General features: G+C 66.5%; 21 protein-coding genes and 2 tRNA genes. 11 read left to right on the forward strand and 12 right to left on the reverse strand.

Going from position 1 to position 21,938, the window contains the following annotated elements:
- The first annotated feature begins 51 nt into the window (after nucleotides 1-51).
- The 3 genes from SGRAN_RS10175 (at nucleotide 52) to SGRAN_RS10185 (ending at nucleotide 3,078) form a co-directional block, all read left to right on the forward strand.
- A complete protein-coding gene (locus SGRAN_RS10175; protein ID WP_067183262.1) occupies nucleotides 52-972 on the forward strand; it encodes an aminotransferase class IV in 921 nt (306 codons plus the stop codon).
- Nucleotides 969-1,700 carry a sulfotransferase-like domain-containing protein gene (locus tag SGRAN_RS10180; protein WP_067183265.1) on the forward strand — a complete coding sequence of 244 codons (732 nt, stop codon included), beginning with the start codon at nucleotides 969-971 and terminating at the stop codon, nucleotides 1,698-1,700. The genes SGRAN_RS10175 and SGRAN_RS10180 overlap by 4 nt, the downstream gene beginning before the upstream one ends.
- A 70-nt stretch (nucleotides 1,701-1,770) precedes the next feature.
- Complete coding sequence (locus tag SGRAN_RS10185; protein WP_082737194.1) at nucleotides 1,771-3,078, forward strand: Xaa-Pro dipeptidase; 1,308 nt, start codon at nucleotides 1,771-1,773, stop codon at nucleotides 3,076-3,078.
- 717 nt (nucleotides 3,079-3,795) lie between these two features.
- Here the strand turns inward: SGRAN_RS10185 and SGRAN_RS10190 are convergent.
- The 7 genes from SGRAN_RS10190 to SGRAN_RS10220 form a co-directional block, all read right to left on the reverse strand.
- Nucleotides 3,796-4,575, reverse strand: coding sequence for a tyrosine-protein phosphatase (locus SGRAN_RS10190; protein ID WP_067113146.1), 780 nt, complete (start codon nucleotides 4,573-4,575; stop codon nucleotides 3,796-3,798).
- A 2-nt stretch (nucleotides 4,576-4,577) separates the two neighbouring features.
- Nucleotides 4,578-5,381, reverse strand: coding sequence for a crotonase/enoyl-CoA hydratase family protein (locus SGRAN_RS10195; protein WP_067183267.1), 804 nt, complete (start codon nucleotides 5,379-5,381; stop codon nucleotides 4,578-4,580).
- A gap of 185 nt (nucleotides 5,382-5,566) precedes the next feature.
- A complete protein-coding gene (locus SGRAN_RS10200; RefSeq protein WP_067183269.1) occupies nucleotides 5,567-6,697 on the reverse strand; it encodes a CaiB/BaiF CoA transferase family protein in 1,131 nt (376 codons plus the stop codon).
- Between the two features lie 70 nt (nucleotides 6,698-6,767).
- On the reverse strand, nucleotides 6,768-8,018 hold the full coding sequence (locus SGRAN_RS10205; RefSeq protein WP_067183272.1) for an acetyl-CoA C-acetyltransferase: 1,251 nt from the start codon (nucleotides 8,016-8,018) through the stop codon (nucleotides 6,768-6,770).
- A 28-nt stretch (nucleotides 8,019-8,046) separates the two neighbouring features.
- Nucleotides 8,047-8,829 (reverse strand): SDR family NAD(P)-dependent oxidoreductase, encoded by a 783-nt coding sequence (locus SGRAN_RS10210; protein ID WP_067183275.1) that lies wholly within the window; start codon nucleotides 8,827-8,829, stop codon nucleotides 8,047-8,049.
- Between the two features lie 13 nt (nucleotides 8,830-8,842).
- Entirely contained in the window at nucleotides 8,843-10,048 is a 1,206-nt protein-coding gene (locus tag SGRAN_RS10215) for an acyl-CoA dehydrogenase family protein (RefSeq protein WP_067183276.1), read from the reverse strand.
- Nucleotides 10,045-11,139 carry an acyl-CoA dehydrogenase family protein gene (locus SGRAN_RS10220; RefSeq protein ID WP_067183279.1) on the reverse strand — a complete coding sequence of 365 codons (1,095 nt, stop codon included), beginning with the start codon at nucleotides 11,137-11,139 and terminating at the stop codon, nucleotides 10,045-10,047. Before SGRAN_RS10220 ends, SGRAN_RS10215 begins: the two co-directional genes overlap by 4 nt.
- Nucleotides 11,140-11,271: 132 nt before the next feature.
- On the opposite strand from SGRAN_RS10220, the gene SGRAN_RS10225 reads away from it, so the two are divergent.
- The 3 genes from SGRAN_RS10225 (at nucleotide 11,272) to SGRAN_RS10235 (ending at nucleotide 14,568) form a co-directional block, all read left to right on the forward strand.
- On the forward strand, nucleotides 11,272-12,252 hold the full coding sequence (locus SGRAN_RS10225) for an NAD(P)H-dependent flavin oxidoreductase (RefSeq protein ID WP_067183281.1): 981 nt from the start codon (nucleotides 11,272-11,274) through the stop codon (nucleotides 12,250-12,252).
- A gap of 729 nt (nucleotides 12,253-12,981) precedes the next feature.
- A complete protein-coding gene (locus SGRAN_RS10230; RefSeq protein WP_067183283.1) occupies nucleotides 12,982-14,208 on the forward strand; it encodes an alpha/beta fold hydrolase in 1,227 nt (408 codons plus the stop codon).
- A 120-nt stretch (nucleotides 14,209-14,328) separates the two neighbouring features.
- Nucleotides 14,329-14,568: a hypothetical protein gene (locus SGRAN_RS10235; RefSeq protein WP_067183287.1), complete on the forward strand. Its 240-nt coding sequence runs from the start codon at nucleotides 14,329-14,331 to the stop codon at nucleotides 14,566-14,568.
- A 58-nt stretch (nucleotides 14,569-14,626) separates the two neighbouring features.
- On the opposite strand, the gene SGRAN_RS10240 is transcribed toward SGRAN_RS10235, so the two are convergent.
- Both SGRAN_RS10240 and SGRAN_RS10245 read right to left on the reverse strand, forming a co-directional pair.
- Complete coding sequence (locus SGRAN_RS10240; RefSeq protein ID WP_067183289.1) at nucleotides 14,627-15,340, reverse strand: endonuclease III domain-containing protein; 714 nt, start codon at nucleotides 15,338-15,340, stop codon at nucleotides 14,627-14,629.
- Between the two features lie 106 nt (nucleotides 15,341-15,446).
- Nucleotides 15,447-15,537 (reverse strand) — tRNA-Ser (locus tag SGRAN_RS10245).
- Between the two features lie 74 nt (nucleotides 15,538-15,611).
- On the opposite strand from SGRAN_RS10245, the gene SGRAN_RS10250 reads away from it, so the two are divergent.
- Genes SGRAN_RS10250 through SGRAN_RS23000 form a run of 3 tightly spaced genes read left to right on the forward strand, consistent with a single transcriptional unit; the run spans nucleotide 15,612 to nucleotide 16,866 of the window.
- The gene (locus SGRAN_RS10250; protein ID WP_067183292.1) at nucleotides 15,612-16,547 is read left to right on the forward strand and encodes a peptidylprolyl isomerase; all 936 of its coding nucleotides are present in this window, start codon (nucleotides 15,612-15,614) and stop codon (nucleotides 16,545-16,547) included.
- Between the two features lie 5 nt (nucleotides 16,548-16,552).
- Nucleotides 16,553-16,726 (forward strand): hypothetical protein, encoded by a 174-nt coding sequence (locus SGRAN_RS22995; RefSeq protein ID WP_237234006.1) that lies wholly within the window; start codon nucleotides 16,553-16,555, stop codon nucleotides 16,724-16,726.
- Nucleotides 16,723-16,866: a DUF1905 domain-containing protein gene (locus SGRAN_RS23000; RefSeq protein ID WP_237234007.1), complete on the forward strand. Its 144-nt coding sequence runs from the start codon at nucleotides 16,723-16,725 to the stop codon at nucleotides 16,864-16,866. Before SGRAN_RS22995 ends, SGRAN_RS23000 begins: the two co-directional genes overlap by 4 nt.
- Here the strand turns inward: SGRAN_RS23000 and SGRAN_RS23145 are convergent.
- Entirely contained in the window at nucleotides 16,856-16,984 is a 129-nt protein-coding gene (locus SGRAN_RS23145) for a hypothetical protein (RefSeq protein ID WP_311880700.1), read from the reverse strand. The two genes, SGRAN_RS23000 and SGRAN_RS23145, sit on opposite strands and share 11 nt — an antisense overlap.
- A gap of 115 nt (nucleotides 16,985-17,099) precedes the next feature.
- On the opposite strand from SGRAN_RS23145, the gene SGRAN_RS10260 reads away from it, so the two are divergent.
- A tRNA-Thr gene (locus SGRAN_RS10260) sits at nucleotides 17,100-17,174 on the forward strand.
- Between the two features lie 6 nt (nucleotides 17,175-17,180).
- On the opposite strand, the gene SGRAN_RS10265 is transcribed toward SGRAN_RS10260, so the two are convergent.
- Nucleotides 17,181-18,059 (reverse strand): LysR substrate-binding domain-containing protein, encoded by an 879-nt coding sequence (locus SGRAN_RS10265; protein ID WP_067187024.1) that lies wholly within the window; start codon nucleotides 18,057-18,059, stop codon nucleotides 17,181-17,183.
- A gap of 149 nt (nucleotides 18,060-18,208) precedes the next feature.
- Between SGRAN_RS10265 and SGRAN_RS10270 the strand changes: the two genes are divergently transcribed.
- Nucleotides 18,209-20,536 carry a CDC48 family AAA ATPase gene (locus tag SGRAN_RS10270; RefSeq protein ID WP_067183295.1) on the forward strand — a complete coding sequence of 776 codons (2,328 nt, stop codon included), beginning with the start codon at nucleotides 18,209-18,211 and terminating at the stop codon, nucleotides 20,534-20,536.
- Between the two features lie 7 nt (nucleotides 20,537-20,543).
- Here the strand turns inward: SGRAN_RS10270 and SGRAN_RS10275 are convergent, their stop codons facing one another.
- On the reverse strand, nucleotides 20,544-21,839 hold the full coding sequence (locus SGRAN_RS10275; RefSeq protein WP_067183297.1) for an MFS transporter: 1,296 nt from the start codon (nucleotides 21,837-21,839) through the stop codon (nucleotides 20,544-20,546).
- Between the last annotated feature and the right edge of the window lie 99 nt (nucleotides 21,840-21,938).

The following is a 21,938-nucleotide window of genomic DNA, read 5'->3' on the forward strand; positions in this document are numbered from 1 at the left end:
CGGCGATCAATCACCCTCGACAGTCGCGCCGAACGGACTAACGTTGCGTGCATGGCACATGGCACCCACGACTTCGTCCCCGACCCGCGCAACGATGCGATCCTGATCAACGTCAACGGCGCGCTCGTCCCGCGCGCCGAGGCGAGCGTATCGGTGTTCGACAGCGGCTTCATGCTCGGCGACGGCGTGTGGGAAGGGATTCGCGTCCACAAGGGGCGCATGGCCTTCCTCGACCAGCATCTCGACCGATTGTGGGAAGGGGCGAAGGCGATCGCGATGGATATCGGCCTGTCGCGCGCGGAACTGGAGCGGCGGCTCTACGACACGATCGACGCCAATGGCATGGACGGCTGCCACATCCGGCTGATGGTGACGCGCGGTATCCGCTCGACGCCCTATCAGGACCCGCGCGTCGTCATCTCGCCCGCGACGATCGTCATCATCGCCGAGCACAAGGACCCGCTGCCCGCGACGGTGGAGACGGGGCTTTCGCTCTTCACCGTCCACGTGCGCCGCGGTGACCCCGCGGTGCAGGACCCGAAGCTCAATTCGCATTCGAAGCTCAACTGCATCACCGCCTGCATCCAGGCGGCGCAGGCGGGCGCCGACGAGGCGCTGATGCTCGACCCGCACGGCTTCGTCGCGACGTGCAATTCGACCCATTTCTTCATCGTCCGCAAGGGCGAGGTGTGGACGTCGAGCGGCGACTATTGCCTCGGCGGCATCACGCGCGGCAACGTCATCCGCATCTGCCGCGAAAACGGCATTCCGGTGTTCGAGAAGAATTTCTCGCTCACCGACGTCCATGGCGCCGACGAGGCGTTCGTCACCGGCACCTTCGCCGGCGTCGTCCCGGCGCACACGGTCGACGGCCGCCAATTGACCGAGGGCAGGGGGCCGATGGTCGAGCGCCTGCAGGGGCTCTACAAGCAGTTGATCGAGCGCGACATCGCGGAGCGGGGGCGCCCATGACGACCGTCCGCATCGCCATGTGGTCGGGGCCGCGCAACCTGTCGACCGCGATGATGCGCAGCTTCGGCAACCGCGCCGACACCTTCGTCACCGACGAGCCCTTCTATGGCGCCTATCTGAAGGCGACGGGCGATCCGCAGCCGATGGCCGACGCGGTGATCGCCGACATGGATTGCGACTGGGCCGGCGTCGCGCGCAGCATGACCGGGCCGTGCCCGGCCGGGAAGGCCGTCTGGTACCAGAAGCACATGGCGCATCACATGGTCGGCCCGGTCGCGCACCACGACCTGCCGGGGCTGCGCCATGCCTTCCTGATCCGTGACCCGGCGCGCGTCGTCGCGAGCTATGCCGCAAAGCGCGAGGCGGTGCGGCCCGAACATCTCGGCACCGCGAAGCAGGTCGAATATTTCGATCGCGAGGCCGACCGGCTCGGCCACGCGCCGCCGGTTGTCGACAGCGCCGACATCCTGCGCGATCCCGCCAATATGCTCGCCCGATTGTGCGAAGCGGTCGGCATCGCCTGGGATCCGGCGATGCTGCATTGGCAGGCGGGGCTGCGCGACACCGACGGCATCTGGGCGTCGCACTGGTACGACGCGGTCGCGGCGAGCACCGGCTTCGGCGCGCCCGACAAACCGATGCCCGATCTCGACCCCGCGGCGCGCGCGGTCGCCGATGCCTGCCGCGCCGACTATGACTATCTGGCACAGCACAAGATTTCGATCTGAGACCTTTTCCGCTGTCCTGCCGCGCCGCTTTTTGCCATCAGGGTCGCGGGCACCAACAATGGGGGCGGATATGCAATCCAGTGTGAAGTTCGGCGGTTTCCTGCGCGCAATCGCCTTGGGCGCGGGCGCGGTCTTCGCCGCGAGCGCGGCGCAGGCCGATGGCGGGCAGACGGTGATCACCGCCGCGCGCTATGTCGACGTGCTGACCGGCAAGACGGTCGAGCATCCGGCGATCTTCGTCGGCGCCGACGGCCGCATCGCGAGCATCGCCGACGCGCGCACCGTGCGCTGGGGCAGCGACGTGAAGCAGATCGACCTCGGCGACCGCACGCTGCTGCCCGGGCTGATCGACATGCACGTCCACCTGACCTCGCTGGCGGAAGTCGGCGGCTATCAGGGGCTGCGCTACACCGACAGCTTCTGGACCGTCGTCGGCGTTGCCAATGCGAAGAAGATACTCGACGCCGGCTTCACCACCGTCCGCAACCTCGGCTCGGCCGATTTCGGCGACGTCGGGCTCAAGCAGGCGATCGAGGGCGGTCATATCACCGGGCCGCGGATCATCCCCGCGGGCTGGGCGCTGGGCGCGACCGGCGGACATTGCGACAGCGGCGGGCTGCCGCCGTCGATGGATCGCAAGCAGCCGTCGATCGTCGACAGTCCCGAGGAAGCGCGCGCCAAGGTGCGCTGGCTGCACAAATATGGCGCCCGCGCGATCAAGATCTGCGCGACCGGCGGCGTCTTTTCGCTCGGCGACAGCGTCGGCGCGCAGCAGCTCACCTTCGACGAGATGAAGGCGATCGCCGACGAGGCGCATATGCTGGGGTTGAAGGTCGCGGCGCACGCGCATGGCGACGACGGGATCAAGACCGCGATCCGCGCCGGAATCGACACGATCGAGCATTGCAGCCTGGCGAGCGACGAGGCGATCCGACTCGCGGTCGAGCACAAGACCTGGTTCGACATGGATATCTACAACGACGATTATATCCTCGCGACCGGCACCGCCAACGGCACCGAGCAGGAAAGCCTCGACAAGGAAAAGGCGATCGGCCTCGCGCAGCGCCAGACGTTCCAGCGCGCGGTCAAGGCAGGGGTGCGGATGATCTTCGGCACCGATGCGGGCGTCTACCCCCACGGCGACAATGGCAAGCAGTTCGCGAAGATGGTCGAATGGGGCATGACCCCGCTGCAGGCGATCCGCGCCGCGACCGTCAACGGCGCCGAAGCGCTGGGGATGACCGGCGACGTCGGCGCGATCGCGGTCGGCCGCTATGCCGACATCATCGCGGTCGACGGCGACCCGCTGACCGATGTGACCCGGCTGGAACATGTCGCGGCGGTGGTGAAGGGCGGGACGCTGGTAAAGAGCGAATAGACGGCGCCCGGCGAAAACAGGGAAACGTCATCCCAGCGAAAGCTAGACGCTGATGATTTTGGATTGGCCCACTTCGTCATTGCGACCCCGGACCTGATCCGGGGGAAGCAATCCAGGGCGTTTTACGCCTGCTCTGGATTGCCGCGCGGCTTCGCCGCTCGCAATGACGAGTCCATTCGATGTCATCACGCCCTAAGGTCTGTGGGGATTCAGAGTCTATCGCCGCGATATTGTATAAAGCCGTGTTCCCCCGCGAAGGCGGGGGTCCATCTTCGGCCGGTTCCATCTCGAAACCACCGCAGATGGGTCCCCGCCTTCGCGGGGACACACGATAAAGGACAGTTGCAAGATGAATCCCCACACGCCTTAGGACGGATCGACATTCAGAAGATGGCGAGCCGGAGTCGAAGACGACCACAGGTCAAAATAGTGGATTTTCGGGACCCGGAGCGCAGCGTGCTGATGGCATGTGAGCAGCGGAAGCGCGAAAATCCGCCATTTGCAGGCCGCCAGAGCTGAATGGCGATCCGTCCTAGAGTGTTTTCAAGTCAGGTGGAATTACCTGACGACTCGGAAAACACGGTAAAACTAGAATCTAGAGTGCCGGTTTTGATTCCATCAAAACCGAACGCGCTCTAGAGCCGCTATCGCCATTACAGACCGCCAGCGGCTCCAGCTTTCGTTGGGGCGACGGATGCCGGTCCGGGAAACCGTCGTTCAGACGACCAGCTTGTCGACCATCGCCTCGCGCATTTCGGGGGTGACGTTCAGCACCGCCTCGGCATAGCCCGCGATGTCGCCATGATCGCGGCGCACCGTGGCCAGCGCGGCGTCGAGGTAGGCGGGGTTGACCGACATCAGCGCGCGAACCGCATCGTCCTTGATCTCGCCGCCATAGCGCTGGCGGATATGCGCGGCACCCTGGGCGATCCGCTCCTCGATCTTGCCCGCCGTGTTGGTGAGCAGATAGTCGTGCATCAGATCGTCCTCGTGCACGCCGAGCAGGCGGTGGACGATCGCGACCGCAAAGCCGGTGCGGTCCTTGCCCGCGACGCAATGAACGAGGCTCGGCGCATCATATTCGGCGAGCGCCGACAGATAGAGGCGCAGCGTCGCGACGAGCGCGGGGCGATAGGGCATGGCGGCATAGGTGTCGATCATCCGCGCCCGCGCCGTCTCGACGTCGATCGCGCCGCCGGCCGCCTGAAGATGCGGAGCGAGGCCCGCGGTGATGCCGCCCGCGAACAGCACGCGCGCCGCGAACCGGTCCGATCGGCGGCACGGATGCAGTTCGCGCTCGTCGTCGCCGCGCAGGTCGACGACCGTTTCGAGCCCCAGCGCGTCGAGCGCGGCGAGGTCGTCGTCGGTCGCCGCCTCGTGCTGCGCCGACCGCCACAGCACGCCGCTGCGCAGCTGCCCGCCGCCTTCGACGCCATAGCCGCCATAATCGCGGAAGTTGTGGACGCCCGAAAGCGGCAGGACGCGGTCGGCGGCCATGGTCAGTCTCCCGTGAACACCGGCGCGCGCTTTTCGACGAAGGCGTTGATCGCTTCGCGGTTGTCGGCGGTTTCGTGGACGATCGCCTGATAGGCAGCGCTGAGTTCGAGGATGTCGCTCATCCGGCTGTGCTGCGCCTCGCGCAGCAGCCGCTTGGTCAGCCGCAGCGCGCGCGGCGGGTTGCAGACGATGCGCTCGGCGATCGCGACGGCGCGGTCGAGCAGGTCCGCATCGGGCACGACCTCGGTGACGAGACCATAGTCCTTTGCCGTCGCCGCGTCGAAACGGTCGCCGGTCAGGAACAGTTCGGCGGCGCGCGGATAGCCGAGCACGCGCTGGAGCAGCCAGGCGCCGCCGTCGCCGGGGACGATCCCGACCTTGATGAAGCTGCACGCGAATTTGGCGCTCTCGGCCGCGATGCGGATATCGCAGGTGCAGGCGAGGTCGCAGCCGAGCCCGATGGCGTGGCCGTTCACCGCCGCGATCATCGGCACCTCGCAGTCCATCAGCGCGCGGATCACCGCCTGGACGCCGCGGCGATAGTTGGCGCGGGTCGAATCGGGCTGGTCGAGCACCCCGATCCCCTGCCGTTCCTGCATGCTCTTCAGGTTGCCGCCGGCGCTGAACGCCTTGCCGCTGCCGGTCAGGATGATCGCGCTGACGCCGCGATCCTCGCCCAGCCCGCGCAGCGTGTCGATGATGTCGTCGCAATCCGCATGCGTTCCGATCGCGTTCATGCTTTCGGGCTTGCTCATCGTCAGGATCGCGATCTTGCCCCGCCGTTCGACACTCAGAAATTCACCCACGCCCTTATCTCCTCTAGAATCCCGACTCTGGAGCATCGAGACATCAATTGTACCCGTTCGTGCTGAGCTTGTCGAAGCACCGTCCTTTCTCTGACTCCGTAAGAGAAAGGACGGTGCTTCGACAAGCTCGGAGCCTGCCCCCGCGAAAGCGGGGGGCAAATGGTTCAGGTTTAACCCGCGGTGCTCTAGCGAACCGCGCCGCCTTCGCGCAGCGCCTTGATCCGGTCGGCGTCATAGCCGAGCCCGGCCAGCAGCGCATCGCCGTCGGCGCCAACCTCGGGCGCCGCCAGCGGCACGTCGTTCGTCGTCGCCGAATAGCGCGGCGCCGGGGCGGGCTGGGTCGCGCCGCCGATGGTGACGAAGGTTTCGCGCTCGACATTGTGCGGATGCTTCGGCGCCTCGTCGAGCGAGAGCACGGGCGCGAAGCAGACGTCGGTCATCTCCATCAGCGCGCACCATTCATCGCGGGTCTTCGTCGCGAACAGCGCGGTCAGCCTGTCCTTGAGCGGGCCCCATTGCGCGGGGTCCATCTGGGCGTCGAAGGCGGGATCCTTGTCGAGCCCCGTCTTCTCGCGCAGCAGCGCATAGAATTGCGGCTCGATCGACCCGATCGAGATGAACTTGCCGTCGGCGCAGCGATAGGTGTCATAGAAATGGGCGCCGCTGTCGAGCATGTTGACGCCGGCTTCGTCGTGCAGCCGGCCCATGGCGCGGAAGCCCCAGGTCATGCCCGCGAGCAGCGCCGACCCGTCGGTCATCGCGCAGTCGATCACCTGGCCCTCGCCGGTCTTCGCCGCGTGGAGCAGCGCGCTGGCCATGCCGAACGCGAGCATCATGCCGCCGCCGCCGAAATCGCCGACATAGTTGACGGGCGGCGTCGGCTTCTCGCCGGCGCGGCCGACCGTGTGCAGCACGCCCGACAGCGCGATATAGTTGATGTCGTGCCCCGCCGACTGGGCATAGGGACCGAACTGGCCCCAGCCGGTCATGCGGCCATAGACGAGCTTCGGATTGTCGGCGAGCAGCACCTCGGGCCCAAGGCCCAGCCGCTCCATCACGCCGGGGCGATAGCCCTCGATGATGCCGTCGGCGCTTTTGCACAGGTCGCGCGCGATCTCGACCGCCTGCGGGGTCTTCATGTCGAGCGCGATCGAGGTGCGGCCGCGCGACAGCGGATCGCGGGGGTCCATGAACCCGCCCGGGCGGTCGATGCGGATCACCTCGGCGCCATGGTCCGCGAGCATCATGCCGCAGAAGGGGCCGGGGCCGATGCCGGCGAACTCGATGATCCTGACGCCCCTGAGCGGTCCGGTCATATCGTGTCTCCTGTTCGTTCGTCAGCCACCCGCGAGCGGAGCGAAGCGCTCGCGGGTAGCGATAATTGCCTCAGATGCGTTCGATGATGATCGCCGGCGCCATGCCGCCGGCGGCGCACATGGTGACGAGACCGTAGCGGCCGCCCGAACGCTCGAGTTCGTCGAGCGCGGTGCCGATCAGCATCGAGCCGGTGGCGCCGATCGGGTGGCCGAGCGCCATCGCGCCGCCGTTGATGTTCACCTTCTCGCGATCGAGGTCGAGGTCGCGGATGAACTTTTCGGCGACCACCGCGAAAGCCTCGTTGATTTCCCAGACGTCGATGTCCTCCTTCTTGAGGCCCGCCTTTTCCAGAACCTTTTTCGCCGCGGGGACCGGGGCGTTGAGCATCAGCGTCGGATCGTCGCCGATATTGGCATAGGCGACGACACGGCCGCGCGGCTTCAGCCCATGCTTGTCGGCATAATCCTTCGAGGTCAGCAGGACCGCCGCCGCTCCGTCGACGACGCCCGAGCTGTTGCCGGCATGATGGACATGCTGGATTTCCAGGTCGGGATAGCGACGATTGATCTGCTTGCGGAAGGTCGTCCCGTCACCGAGGTCGAAATCGGCGAGGGCGGTAAAGCTGGGCTTCAGCGCCGCCAGCCCCTCGGCCGTGGTTTCGGGGCGCGGGAATTCCTCGCGGTCGAGCGCGACGCTGCCGTCGGGATTGTGGACGGGGACGACCGACTTGTTAAAGCGGCCTTCCTTGATCGCCATGTCGGCGCGCTGCTGGCTGACGAGGGCGAGGGCGTCGAGCGCTTCGCGGCTGATCCCCTCCATCGTCGCGATCGCGTCGCCGCACACGCCCTGGTGCGACTGCGGGTGCAACGCGTCGAGTTCGGGGTTGCCCGATCCCATCATGCGCTGCGGCAGGCCGGCATTGGCGCGCTCGGCGGACAGCTGCTGCTGATAGCTCATCATCTCGGTGCCGCCGGCGATGACGCAATCTTCCATGCCGCTCATCACGCTGGCGGCGGCGAAGTTCACCGTGCTGATGCCGCCGCCGCAGAAGCGGTCGAGCGTCGTGCCGCTGGCCTTGATGTCATAGCCCGCCGCGAGCGCCGCCATGCGGCCGAGGTCGCCGCCCTGCTTGCCTTCCTGCGTCGAGGTCGACCAGACGATGTCGTCGACGGTCGCGGTGTCGAGATTGTTGCGGTCGCGGATCGCGGCGAGCACCGTCGCGGCCAGATGCTGCGGGTGCAGGTGCGACAGCGCGCCCTTGCCGGGCTTGCCGATTCCGCGCGGGGTGCGGACGGCGTCGATGATATAGGCTTCGGACATGTATTTATTCCTTTCGTTGGGGAGATAATCAGCGCGGCGCCATGCGGATCGCGCCGTCGAGGCGGACGCACTGGCCGTTGAAATAGGTGTTGCGAACCATCTCCATCGCCAGGCTCGCATATTCCTCGGCCTTGCCGAGGCGCTTGGGGAAGGGGACGGAGGCCTCCAGGCTTTCCTTGACCTTCGGGTTCATGTTGCCGAGCAGCGGCGTGCCGAACACGCCCGGCATGATCGAATTGACCCGGATGCCCAGGTCCATCAGGTCGCGCGCCATCGGCAGGACGAGGCCGTTCACGCCCGCCTTGGCCGATCCGTAGATGACCTGCCCGATCTGCGCGTCCTGCGCCGCGACCGACGCGGTGAAGACGATCGCGCCGCGCTCGCCGTCCTCCAGTTCGGGCAAGCTGGCCATGCCCTCGGCGGCGATCGAGCCGATGCGATAGCTGGCGGTCAATATGCCCGCGACGCCATATTCGTAATCGGCGGTCGGGGTGCGGCGGTATCGGCCGGTTTCCTTGTCGAAGGCGAGCGTCTTGCCGCGGCGCGAGGTCATCGCGCAGTGGACGGCGATGCGTTCCTGCCCATGCGCCGCGCGCGCCGTGGCAAAGCCGTCGACGACCGACTGCTCGTCGGTGATGTCGACATGGACGAACAGCCCGCCGATCGCCTTCGCGACCTCTTCGCCGAGCGCGTCGTTGATGTCGAATATCGCCACCTTGACCCCGGCGGCGGCGAGCGCTTCGGCGGTCGCGCGGCCCAGCCCCGATGCGCCGCCGGTGACGACGGCCGCGGTGGAGGAATCGATCTTCATGGGGAGGCTCCTGTCAGGCTGGTATCTCGTTGAAGGGGACGCCCTTGTCGGGGCGATGATCCTGCGGCAGGCCGAGGATGCGTTCGGCGATCGTGTTGAGCAGCGTCTCGTCCGACCCGCCGGCGATGCGGCCGGTCGGCGCGTTGATCCAGCTCGAAGCCCAGTCGTCCTTGGGCGAGGCGTGCGCGTCGAACGCGAAGCCCCCTGCGCCCTGCAAATCGATGGCGAGTTCGGACAGCTTCTGGCGCGAGCGCACCGCGACCAGCTTGTTCAGCGATCCCTCCGGCCCCGGCGTCATCCCCGCCTGCATCATCAGCCGCGCGCGCACATTGATCGAATCGAGCCCGGCGCGCATCGCATAATTGCGCGCGATCTGCTGCCGGATTCGGCCGTCCTCGATCGCCGGGCGGCCGTTCAGCCGCACCTCTTTCGCCAGGTCGACGAACAGGTCGAGGTGCGGGCCGAAACCGGCGCTGTCGGTCGCGACATAACGCTCGATCATCAGCGTCGCCATCGCGACCGCGAAGCCGCCGCCGACCGGCGACATGCGATGATCGTCGCCGATCCGCACATCGTCGAAGAACACCTCGTTGACATGGCTGTCGCCGCCCGCGAGCTTGATCGGGCGCACTGTGACGCCCGGCGCCTTCATGTCGACCCAGAAATAGGTCAGGCCCTTGTGCTTGGCGACGGTCGGGTCGGTGCGCACGACGATGACGCCATAGTCGCTATATTGCGCCCAGCTCGTCCAGACCTTCTGCCCGTTGATCTTCCAGCCGTTGCCGTCGGTCTCGGCGCGGGTGCGCAGGCCGGCCAGGTCGGTGCCGCCCGACGGTTCGGAGAAAAGCTGGCACCAGATTTCCTCGCCCTGCAGCGCCTTCAGCACGCGTTCCTTCACGAACTCGCGGTCGGTGCCGAACTGCATCAGCACCGGCACCGGCATTCCCAGCGAAATGCCGAAATAGACGTTCGGGAAACCGTGCTTCATCTCCTCGGCCTCGAAGGCGATCTTCTCGATATGGCCGAGCCCCTGTCCGCCCAGATCGGTCGGCCAGTTGATGCCGGCGAATCCCGCGTCGAACTTCGCCTTCTGATACCGGCGGCCGAGCGCGAGATCCTCTTCGACCGACAGGCCCTTGCGCGCTGCCTTGCCGAATTGCGGCACCATCGATTCGCACCATGCGGCGGCCTTGGCGCGCCAGGCTTCCAGATCGCTCATGCGTCTTCTCCCGCCAAACGGTCGACGAGGATATCCTCCCAGAACAGGGTGCTGCCCTGTTCGAGCGCCAGGCTGCGCGCGCGGCGCATGTGAAGGTGCAGGCCGATTTCCCACGTCACGCCGATGCCGCCGTGAATCTGGACGCAATCGCGCGCCGCGCTGTCATAGGCTTCGGTCGCCGACAGCCGCGCAGCGGCGGCTGCGGTGATGAAATCGTCCGCGCCCTCGCGCGCCGCGGCATGGATGCAATTGGCGCGCGCCAGTTCGACAAGGCCGTAAAGCTCCGCAATGCGGTGCTTGATCGACTGGAAGGCGCCGATCGGCTGGCCGAACGCCTTGCGCGTCACCGCATAGTCGCGCGCGATCTCCATCAGCGCTTCGGCGCCGCCCGTCTGTTCGTGCGCGGTGACGACGGCCTGGAGCGCAAGGATGTGCAGCGCCGCGTCGCGCGCCGCGCCGCCCGTCTCCAGACGCGCGGCGGGCGTGCCCGCGAAAACGAGGTCGGCGAGGCAACGACTGTTGTCGAAACTGGCAACCGTCCGCCGCTCGACCCCGGCCAGCTCGGCGACCGCCAGCACCGGCCCGTCCGCTCCGGCGGAGAGCAGGATCGCGACGTCGGCGGCGACGCCGCCCGACACGGCGGGCGCGATGCCGTCGAGCCGACCGTCGGCGAATCGCACGCCGGGTTGCGCCGGCAGCGGATCGGCGCCCGATGCAAAGGCGATCGCCCCGATGCTGTCGCCGCTCGCGAGGCCCGGAAGCCAGCGCGCCTTCTGCGCGTCGGAGCCGTAGAGTTCGATCGCCTTGGCCGCGCCGAAGCCAGAGGTCAGGAAAGGCGCGCCGCTCAGCGTGCGTCCGGCCTGATGAGCGATCAGTCCCAGCTCGACGAGGCCGAGCGCCAGCCCGCCATGCGATTCGGGCAGCGCGAGGGCGGTCCAGCCCTGCTCCTTCGCGGTCGCCCAGAAACCTTCGTGATAGCGCCCCTCAAGCTCAAGCAGCGGCAGTAGCTCTTCCTTGCGCATGCGGGCCTCCAGCACGCGCCGCGATTCCGTCGCGATCGCCTGCTGGCCCTCGTCGTGGAGGATCGTCATCGCCGCACCTGTCCTTCTCTCACCCTTCGCTCTTGCCAATGAACCGGACGTTGACGTAAACGTCAAGTCAATTCCGGCGCGGCGGCGACGTAGCGTCACCATGTGGGCAACGAACAGAGGGAAGGACAGCGAATGGCTTTCAAGACGCGGATCACCGAGATGCTGGGAATCGAGCATCCGATCGTGCAGGGCGGTATGCAGAGCGTCGGCTATGCCGAACTGGCGAGCGCGGTGTCGAACGCCGGCGGGCTCGGCATCCTGACGGCGCTGACCCAGCCGACTCCGCAGGCGCTGCGCGAAGAGATCGAGCGCTGCCGGTCGATGACCGACAAGCCGTTCGGCGTGAACATGACGGTGTTTCCGACGATCAACGCGCCCGACTACAAGGCCTATGCGCAGGCGATCATCGACGGCGGGGTCAAGATCGTCGAGACGGCCGGGACGCAGGCCGTGCGCGAAATCTGGGAAATGCTGAAGCCGCACGGCGTCACCATCCTCCACAAATGCACCGCGGTGCGCCATGCGCTGTCGGCCGAACGGGCGGGCTGCGACATCATCTCGATCGACGGCTTCGAATGCGCGGGGCACCCGGGCGAGGACGATATTCCGGGGCTGATCCTGATCCCGGCGGCCGCCGACAAGGTGAAGATCCCGATGCTCGCTTCGGGCGGTTTCGGCGACGGACGCGGCCTCGTCGCGGCGCTCAGCCTCGGCGCGGAGGGCATCAACATGGGCACGCGCTTCTGCGCGACGAAGGAAGCGCCGATCCACGACAATGTGAAGCAGGCCTATGTCGAGAATGACGAGCGCGGCAGCTTCCTGATCTTCCGCAATTTCAAGAACACCGCGCGCGTCGGCAAGAGCGCGGTCAGCGAAGAGGTGGTGCGCCGCCTGTCGTTGCCCGATGCGAAGTTCGAGGACGTCCAGCCGCTCGTCGCGGGCGCTGCGGGTCGCGAACTGCTCGAAACCGGCGACCTCAGCAAGGGCGTCTTCTGGGCCGGTATGGTGCAGGGGCTGATCCACGACATCCCGACCTGCCAGGACCTGATCGACCGCATCATCGGCCAGGCCGAAGCGATCATCGACCAGCGCCTGGCGGGCTTTCGCCGCTAGAGTGTTTTCAAGTCAGGTGGACTCACCTGACGACTCGGAAAACACGGCAAAACAAGAATCTAGAGTGCCGGTTTTGATTCGATTAAAACCGAACGCACTCTAGAAGCCGATGACGTTGGATTGACCTTGCGAGCGGAGCGGAGCAATCCGGGGCGGCCTGCGGCCGCTCTGGATTGCCGCGCGGCGTCGCCGCTCGCACTGACGATTCCGCCGAATGCGGCATCCGTGTGTTCCCCTGAGCGCGGGGACCCGAAGCGCCCTGATGCCGTCACCGAACTTGACCACGGGGTCCCGCTTGTCGACGCCGTTGAGCGAGACCCCCGGATCAGGTCGGCAATTAATCCCTTTTTCGAAAGACAATCGTTCCCCGGCGAAAGCCGGGGTCCACGCGGGGCAGCGCTGTGCCATCTGGACCCCGGCTTTCGCCGGGGAGCAGGCTCTTACGCGTCAAAATATATACGCCGATCAGGCCCGGGGGTGGCGGTCAATTCGGTGGAAAAAGAACGCCCCGCCGCAGGACGACGGGGCAGTGGGGAGATGGTGCCGAGGAGCAGGCCGCCGCGACCGTGTCGCATTGGCTACAGGCCGACACCGAACCTGTGTCCGGCAGAATAGGGTGGAAGCATGTCCTCGCGTTGATATGGATCAAGCGAGGCCATATTCTTTCGCGGGCTGGCCTTGCCCGGGAAAGCACGGCATGGCCCTCGTGATCAGGAAAGACGGAATGGCATGACGACGGTCCAATATCGCGGCTTCGCGGGCGTTCGGCTCGAAGCGGACATCATCGGGTCGGAAAACGATCCCGCGGTGCTGCTGCTGCACGGGGCGGGGCAGACGCGCGCGGTCTGGGCGCGGCTCGCCGATGCGCTCGAACAGGCCGGGCGCCGTGTCATCAGCCTCGACCTGCGCGGGCATGGCGGCAGCGAATGGCCGGCCGACGGCCGCTATGATTTCGACGCGATGGTCGAGGATCTCCGCGCCGTGCTCGCGCAGCTCGGTACGCGTCCGGTGGTCGTCGCCTCGACTTTCGGCGGCTGGATCGCCAGCGCGGCGCTGGCGCGCGATGCGGCATTGCTGGCTTCGGGGCTCGTGCTCGTCGACCTGCCTGTCGGCGGCGACAGCGGCGCTGCGCTTCGGATCGGCGAATGGCTGCACGACGCCGTCAGCCCCGGGCCGGGGCAGCCCGCCTGCGATCCGCGCCTCGCCGATGCGTTCGACACCGCGGCGCTGGCCGAACGTCTCGCGGATGTGGCCGGGACGATTACGCTGCCGACGCTCTACATCCACGGTCTGACGAGCGATCTGGCCTCGCGCGCCGATGCCGCGTCCTTCGTCAATCGGCTTCCCGATGGCGAACTCGTCGAGGTCGAGGATACGGCGCCGCGCTTCGCCGACGATGGCAGCGATACGCTCGGGGCCTATCTGATCGACTTCCTCGAACGCCGTGTGCCGCGCGAATCGCCCGCATATCGCGCCGGGTCCGATGCGCGCACCTTTCGCGACGCGCTCGGCTGCTTCGCGACGGGCGTGACCGTGGTGACCGCGATCGACCCCGACGGCGTGCCGATCGGCCTGACGGCGAACAGCTTCACCTCGGTATCGCTCGATCCGCCCTTGCTGCTCGTCTGCATCGCGAACAGTTCGGGCAGCGCGGCGATCCTGCGCGGCGCCGACCATTTCGCGGTCAACGTCCTCCAGATCGGGCAGCAGCCCACCTCGAACCGCTTTGCCGGCAAGGGGGAGGATCGCTTTGCCGCGACGCCTTGGGAAATCGGCGAGTTCGGCACGCCGGTGCTCGTGGGGTCGCTCGGCAGCTTCGAATGCGCGCGCGATGCGGTGCACGAAGGGGGCGATCATTTCATCCTCGTCGGACGGGTGCTGAAGGCGATTTTCGAGCCGCGCCGCGATCCGCTGCTCTATTTTCGCGGCAAGTATCGCAAGCTGCACTTCGTCTGAGCCCACCACGCAATGCCCCCGGCCGTGCCGCTTTGTCGTCGAATCGAGGCCGAAGCCGGATCGCGGCACGGTTTCGCGCGTTGATGTACGCGAAACACCGGCCCTGACATGGAGGACTTCATGGGATATCTGAGCAAAGCCGCCGTCTGTCTGGCGGCGTTTTCGATGGTGGCGGCACCAGTTGCGGCCTCGGCCGCCTCCGTATTCGACGGCGCGCGCGCGGTATCGTCAAGCGAGGAAAGTAGCGAGTTCGCCGGCGGCGCAAGCTGGATCATCGGTCTGATCGGGCTTGCCGCGGGCATCGCGGTGATGATCGCGATCGCCGATGACAACGACGACGATTCACCTGTCAGTCCCTGACAGCCGGGTTCGCCTCTTATGGAATGAAGCGCTTGCGGTTTCGAAGTCGCAAGCGCTTCTATTTCTGGAGGGAGTTTCGGATTCCGAAAGCGGCAGCCCGGCAGCGCCGGCCGATCGGGCAGCTTCGACAATCGGCGCGATCGGCACGGCAGACCGTCTGACCCAGGCGTTTGATCAACACATGGAGTTCCGCAAGATCGGTCGCACACCAGTCGGACAATGCCGTCATGGTCAGATCATAGACGGTCCGCGTGTCGGCCTTGCCTCGAACGAACCCGAATCGACGCATGATCTTCAATATATGCGTGTCCACTACGAAGGCCGGCATGCGCAACGTGCTGAAGTTGAGGGTGGACGCCGAAACCTTTCGGCCGACACCCGGCAAACGTTCCAGCCACGCGAGCGCGCTCTCTACGTCCAGCGCGCCGAGAAACGTCAGGTCGAAATCAGGGCGATCTGCGGCGACGGAGGTCAAGGCATCACGAAGGTATTGCGCCTTTACATCAGGAAAGGTCACATCACCGATGACTTTCTCGACCTCAGCGGTCGTCGCTCGTGCGATGCTGAACCATTCGGGATAGATCTTGACGAGGCGGTGATAGGCGCCCAACGAGACGGCGTCGCGTGTGCGACCGCTGATCATCGACTTCACCAGCTGGCCGACGGGCGTTCGCACACGGACCGGTTCAGCAGGGCGGCCAAAGCGGCATCTTAACCGATCCCGCACCCACTCCATATCTTCTGTAGCCCAGAAGCTAAACGCCATCTGCATAGTCTCATAATACGAACAAAAAGAGAACATCGCAAGAAAAAAAGCGGCCGACGGGCTGTGCGGTCGCCCCGGCACGTCGCACTATGGGATTAGATTCGGCAGAAAATGGCGGAGCGGGAGGGATTCGAACCCTCGATACGGTTTTGCCGTATACTCACTTTCCAGGCGAGCGCCTTCGACCACTCGGCCACCGCTCCGCATGCCTTGGACGAGCGCCCCTAATCGGTTGGCAAGGCTTTCGCAAGTCGCATGGACGTGGCAGACAGGCCCGATGAGACATCTGTTCCTGGCCGCAGTCGCCGCCTCGCTCGCCATTCCGTCGCACGCCCAGCAGGCGGAACCGCCGTCGCCGGGCGAGATCGTGGCGGCCGCTCCGGACGAATCGTGGATCGCCATCGCGCCCACGGACCTGCTCGTGATGGACCTGGCCTCCGATGCGAAGGGGCAGCCGCGGCGCGTCATCATCCAACTTATGCCCGCGCCGTTCAGCCAGGGATGGATCGACAATATCCGCAAGCTCGCCGCCGCGCATTGGTGGGACGGCACCGCCGTCACCCGCGTGCAGGACAATTATGTCGCGCAATGGGGCGATCCGACCGAAGCGAAACCGCTGCCGGAAGGGCTGACGGCCGTGCCGGAGAGCGCATATGTCGTGGACGCGAAAACGGCCGCGGATTGGTCCGCCGCGCGGGCTATGCACGTTTCGGCGCCGGTGATCGCCGATCCCTATGCCTCAAGCCAAGCGCTTTGGGGATGGCCCATCGCACACGGTGAGAATGGCGAGATATGGCCCGTCCATTGCTACGCCATGGTCGGTGTCGGTCGCAATATGTCGCCAGATACGGGCTCCGGCGCCGAACTCTATACGGTGATCGGCCACGCGCCCCGCCATCTCGACCGCAACATCGCGCTCGTCGGACGCGTCGTGAGCGGGATCGAGCATCTGTCGAGCCTGCCGCGCGGGACGGGCCCGCTGGGCGTCTATGAGCGGGCGGATGAGCGCGTGCCGATCCTGTCGATCCGGCTCGCCAGCGATCTGCCCGCAGCCCAGCGACCGCGGTTCGAATATCTGTCGACCGAGAGCGAAAGCTTCGCGCGCTATGCCGACGCGCGCGCCAATCGCCGCGATGCCTTTTTCATCCGGCCGGCGGGCGGCGCCGACATCTGCAATATCCCGGTTCCGATCCGCCCTGCTGCCCAGAAATAGGTAGCATGGAAGATTTCACCGTCACCGTGCCGCTGTGGCGCTGGCAATCCGCGACGGGAACTGCCGCCTGGCATTTCCTTACGATCGTGGGCGAGGCGGCCGATGGCATCAGGCTGGCGGCGCTCGGCGGGCAATGGCTGGACGGGCGCCGCGGATTCGGATCGGCAAAGTATTTGTGACGATCGGCGATACGTGCTGGAAAACGTCAGTCTTTCCGCATCGCGAAAGCGGTGGCTGGCTGTTGCCGGTCAAGGCTGCGGTGCGAAAGGCCGAAGATCTGGCCGAGGGCGATGCGGTAACCGTGACCGTCAGTCTTTAGCCGGGCTTTCGGCCTTCGCCTCGCGTGCCTTTGCCTTGCGCTTGCGCAGATTGGCGCGCAGCGCTTCGGCCAGACGGCGCTCGCGTTCGAGGTCGGTGGGGGAGGGCGGCTGACTCATGCACCGGCCATGCCCGCGAAATCCGCACGACGTCAAGCCTCGCAGCTTGACAGGCGCGGGACGCCCCGCCATAGGCCGCGCCTGCCCCGCGACGTCGCCGCCGCGGCCGGCCGGCGCTGCTGTAGCTCAGTGGTAGAGCACTCCCTTGGTAAGGGAGAGGTCGACAGTTCAATCCTGTCCAGCAGCACCATCTTTTTCAGATTTTCGTCGCCAGCAGCCAGTCGTGGAACAGCTTCACGGCGGGCTGGCGCAACGCGCGGGGCCGGCAGACGAACCAATAGCTGTAGCTGCTGTCGACGTCGAAATCGAACAGGCGCACGAGCCGCGGGTCCTGCGCGTCGTCGAAGTGATGGGCGTGCATGAAGGCGACGCCGATCCCCTGCGCCGCGGCTTCCAGAATCAGCGGGCCCGAATCGAAGAAATCGACCCCCGCCGGTTCCAGATAGGGCATGCCGATCGCCTGCCGCCATTCGCTGAAAGTTTCGGGCATCTCGCGGTGCAGCAGGATGGTCATCCGCTGAAGCTGTTCGGGCACCGTGATCGGGCGGTCGCCGTCGGTCAGCGCCCGCGATGCGATGGGGAACACCTTGTTCTGATCGAGCCGGGCCGCGTAGAGGGCTGGGTCGATCGCGCGCGCCAGAGCGATCGCCGCATCTATCCCTTCGCCCAGCCGCGCCTCGCCATGCGACATGGTGTCGATGTCGATATGCAGTTCGGGATGCTGCTGGCGCAGCGCGGGCAGCCGCGGGAACAGCCGCTGCTGCGCAAAGAGCGGAAGGACGTTGAGATGCAGGCGCAGCGAAGCTTCGGGGCTGCCGGCGCGGACGAGCACCGACCGCAGATCATCGAGGATCGGGCCGAGTTGATCCTGCAACTGCCGCCCGGTTTCGGTGAGCTTCAGGCCGTGATGATGCCGATTGAACAGCGGGCGACCGACCGCATGCTCGAGCGTCTGGATACGCCGCGACAGCGCCGGCATCGACAGGCCCAGCTCGCTCGCGGCGGCCTTCACCGTGCCGTGGCGCGCGACCTCCAGAAAGGCCTCCATGCTGCTGAGGGGGGGAAGGCGTTGCATCATCGTCTCCTGACGGCGCTGATGGCATGGCCTTGGCAAGCTTGCCAGAATTTTGTGCGGCGCGTCATCGATCGTTCCGCCGCGGGGGGTGAAATCGGGGAACGATCCTCCTATCTTTCCCGTTCTGACCATTTTGCGGGAGACGGGTATTGGCCGACGCACCGGTGAAGGAAAAGCAGGTCAAGTTGCAGGTTGCGACGCTGCGCGCGGAAGAAAGCGGCGCAGGAATCGCGCGCATTCCGCGGTCCGCGATGGCCGCGCTGGGCGTGACCGAGGGCGATGTCGTGCAAATCAGCGGCAAGCGCGATACCGTGTCGCGGATTGTCGCGCCCTATCCCGAGGACGAGGGGTTGGAGGTGATCCGCCTCGACGGCCTGCAGCGCGCCAATGCGGGTGCTGGTGCCGGCGACATGGTGATGCTGAGCCGGGTGGAGATGCGTCCGGCAACGCGCGTCGTCTTTGCCCCGGCGCAGGAGAATCTGCGGCTTCAGGGATCGGCGATGGCGCTCAAGCGCAGCTTTTTCGGGCGTCCGCTCGTTGCCGGCGACACGGTGGCGACCGCGGGGCAGCAGCGCCTGCCTTCGGGCGACATGCCGCCGCAGCTCCGCCAGATGCTCAACGCGCCCGCCTATGCGCTGGCCGAGGTACGCCTGCTCGTCGTGTCGGCGACCCCGAAAGGCGTCGTCTTCATCGACGAAAACACCGAAGTCGAACTGCTCTCCGAATATCAGGAGCCGCAGGATGCGCGCCGCACCGACGTCACCTATGACGACCTCGGCGGGCTCGGCGAGACGATCGACCAGCTTCGCGAGATGGTCGAACTGCCGCTGCGATATCCCGAACTGTTCCGGCGGCTGGGCGTCGATCCGCCGCGCGGGGTGCTGCTCCACGGGCCGCCGGGTACCGGCAAGACGCGGCTGGCGCGCGCGGTTGCGAATGAAAGCGACGCGCAATTCTTCCTGATCAACGGCCCGGAGATCATGGGCAGCGCCTATGGCGAGTCCGAAAAGCGGCTGCGCGAGATCTTCGAGCAGGCGACCAAGGCGGCGCCGTCGATCCTGTTCATCGACGAGATCGATTCGATCGCGCCGAAGCGCGGGCAGGTGACGGGCGAGGCCGAGAAGCGGATCGTCGCGCAGCTTCTGACGCTGATGGACGGGCTCGAACCGCGGACGAACCTCGTGGTCATCGCGGCGACCAATCGTCCCGATGCGATCGACGAGGCGCTGCGCCGTCCCGGCCGCTTCGACCGCGAGATCGTGATCGGCGTTCCCGACGAGAAGGGGCGGCGCGAGATATTGGGCATCCACACTCGCGGTATGCCGCTGGGCGAGGATGTCGACCTCGACGAACTCGCGCGCACGACTTTCGGTTTCGTCGGCGCCGATATGGCGGCGCTGACCCGCGAGGCGGCGATCGAGGCGGTGCGGCGCATCATGCCCAAGCTAAACCTTGAGGACGGGACGATCCCGCCCGAGGTGCTGGAAGAGGTGCGGGTGACGCGCGACGATTTCCTGAACGCGTTGAAACGCGTGCAACCGTCGGCGATGCGCGAGGTGATGGTGCAGGCGCCCCGGACGCGTTGGAGCGATATCGGCGGCCTCGACGCCGCGCGCGACAAGATGATCGAGGGCATTGAACTGCCGCTCAAGCATCCCGAGGCGTTCCGCCGGCTCGGCATCCGCCCGGCCAAAGGCTTCCTGCTCTATGGCCCGCCGGGCACCGGCAAGACGCTGCTCGCCAAGGCCGCGGCGCGCGAATCGGACGCGAACTTCATTGCGATCAAGTCGTCCGACCTCCTGTCCAAATGGTATGGTGAGAGCGAGCAGCAGATCGCGCGATTGTTCGCGCGGGCGCGGGCGGTGGCGCCGACGATCGTCTTCATCGACGAGCTCGACAGCTTGGTTCCCGCGCGCGGCGGCGGAGCGGGCGAGCCGCAGGTGACCGAACGCGTCGTCAACACGATCCTAGCCGAGATGGACGGGATAGAGGAGATGCAGTCGGTCGTCGTCATCGGCGCGACCAATCGCCCGACCCTGATCGACCCGGCGCTGCTACGTCCGGGGCGGCTCGACGAACTGATCTATGTCTCGGTTCCCAATGCCGAGGGGCGGCTACGCATCCTGGAAATCCATACCGGCCGGATGCCGCTCGCGGACGATGTCTCGCTCGATGCGCTCGCCGAGCGGACCGAGCGCTTCACCGGCGCGGACCTCGAGGATCTGGTGCGCCGCGCGGGACTTGCGGCGCTCAAGCGCTCACTCGACAGTGACATCGTGACGATGGCCGATTTCGAGGCCGCGCTGAAGGATACGCGTGCCTCGGTCACCGAGGCCATGGAGCGCGATTATGAAAAGATCCAGGGCGAGATCAAGCAGCAGGCGATGAGCGTCGATCCGATCGGCTTCTTCGCGCCGGGCATGCTCAAGCCGGTCCGCGAGCAGAAGCACGGGGGCGAAGCAGAAGCAAAGGATTGATTCAGTCCTAGGGCTGGTCCTCCTGCTGGAGGGCGGACCAGCCCCACAGCACCAGCCAGCCGCAGAACATCGCCATCAGGCCATAGGACACCATCGCGTGCCAGTTGTAGAGCAGTACGCCGACCGCGGGTGAGACGATGTAGGCCGACCCATTGATCGACGCGGTCATGCCGGCGACGCTGCCCTGATCACGGCGTGATACCGAGAGCGAAGCCCCCGCCGTGAAACCGGGCCGGAACAGCCCGAAGCCGAGCGAGGCGAGGGCGAAGCCGATGACGATCGCGTGCAGATCCTGCGCCAGCCCGGTCAGCAGGATGCCTGCCGCACCGAGCGCCGCGCCGTATAGGACGGTGGTGCGCGGCGTCATCTTCAGCAGCGGGATCAGCCCCCATTGCGCGAGCAGCGTCGCGAAGGCGCCGGCCATCAGCACGATACCGGTGATCGCGGCGCCCTCGTCGGGCTTGAGGCGCAGGTGCAGCCGGTCGAGGATCAGGAAGCCGATGACCCCCAGCATCATCGCCTGCGCCTGGCCGCCGAAGAAGCCGGCGAGCAGCCAGGGCCGCACGCGCAGATCGCGCCAGCCCAGCGCCTTTTGCGTCGAGGGATCGCGGTCGTTCTCGTCCTCCGCCGTCGGCTCGGCCGGGCCGGCGGATAGCGGGTAGGGCGCGATCGCGCCGCGCGCGGCGAATCGCGGCGTGTCGTTGGGCAGGCGCCAGCGTAGCATCACCAGCACGATCAGGCCGATGAGCGCGAAAACGAGCAATGGCCCCGCGAGTCCGACGAAGGGCAGGATGAAGAAGGGCGCGATCGCTGGTCCGATCACGGTGCCGAGCCCGAATGAGGAGGAGACGAGCGACAGTGCCTGCGTGCGCTCCTCGGCATCGGTGCGTGCGGCGACATAGGCCTGCACCGCGGGCGGCGAGGCCGAACCGAGCCCGCCGTAAAGGCTGCGGAACAGCGCGAAGAGGATGAAGGTCGTGCTCGCCGCGATCGCGCCGCTCAGCCCGGCCCACAGCGCGAGTCCGCACAGCGCCATCGAGGCGAGGAAGCCGACGATGCCGAGCGCCATCAGCGCCCGACGCCCGCGTTTGTCCGACTGGCGCGCCCAGTGCGGCGCGGTCATCACCCACAGCAGCGCCGACCAACTGAAGGCGAGACTGACCCACACGTCGGGGATATGCAGCTTGGCGCCGATCGCCGGCAAGATCGACTGCATCGCGGTATTGCCGGCCGCGGCGACAAGCATGATGGCGAAAAGCACGGCCATGCGGTCGGCGGGAATCGAACGCGCTATCGCCGTCATGTTCGCCTCCTTTCGTCGCAAGCCTGCCTCTCCCTACACGCGAAGCGCGCGCTGTCCAGCATCGGGCCAGACTCTTTCCTTGCGCCGCGGCTTCAACTT

It is taken from the genome of Sphingopyxis granuli, from assembly GCF_001559015.1.
GTDB lineage: Bacteria > Pseudomonadota > Alphaproteobacteria > Sphingomonadales > Sphingomonadaceae > Sphingopyxis > Sphingopyxis granuli.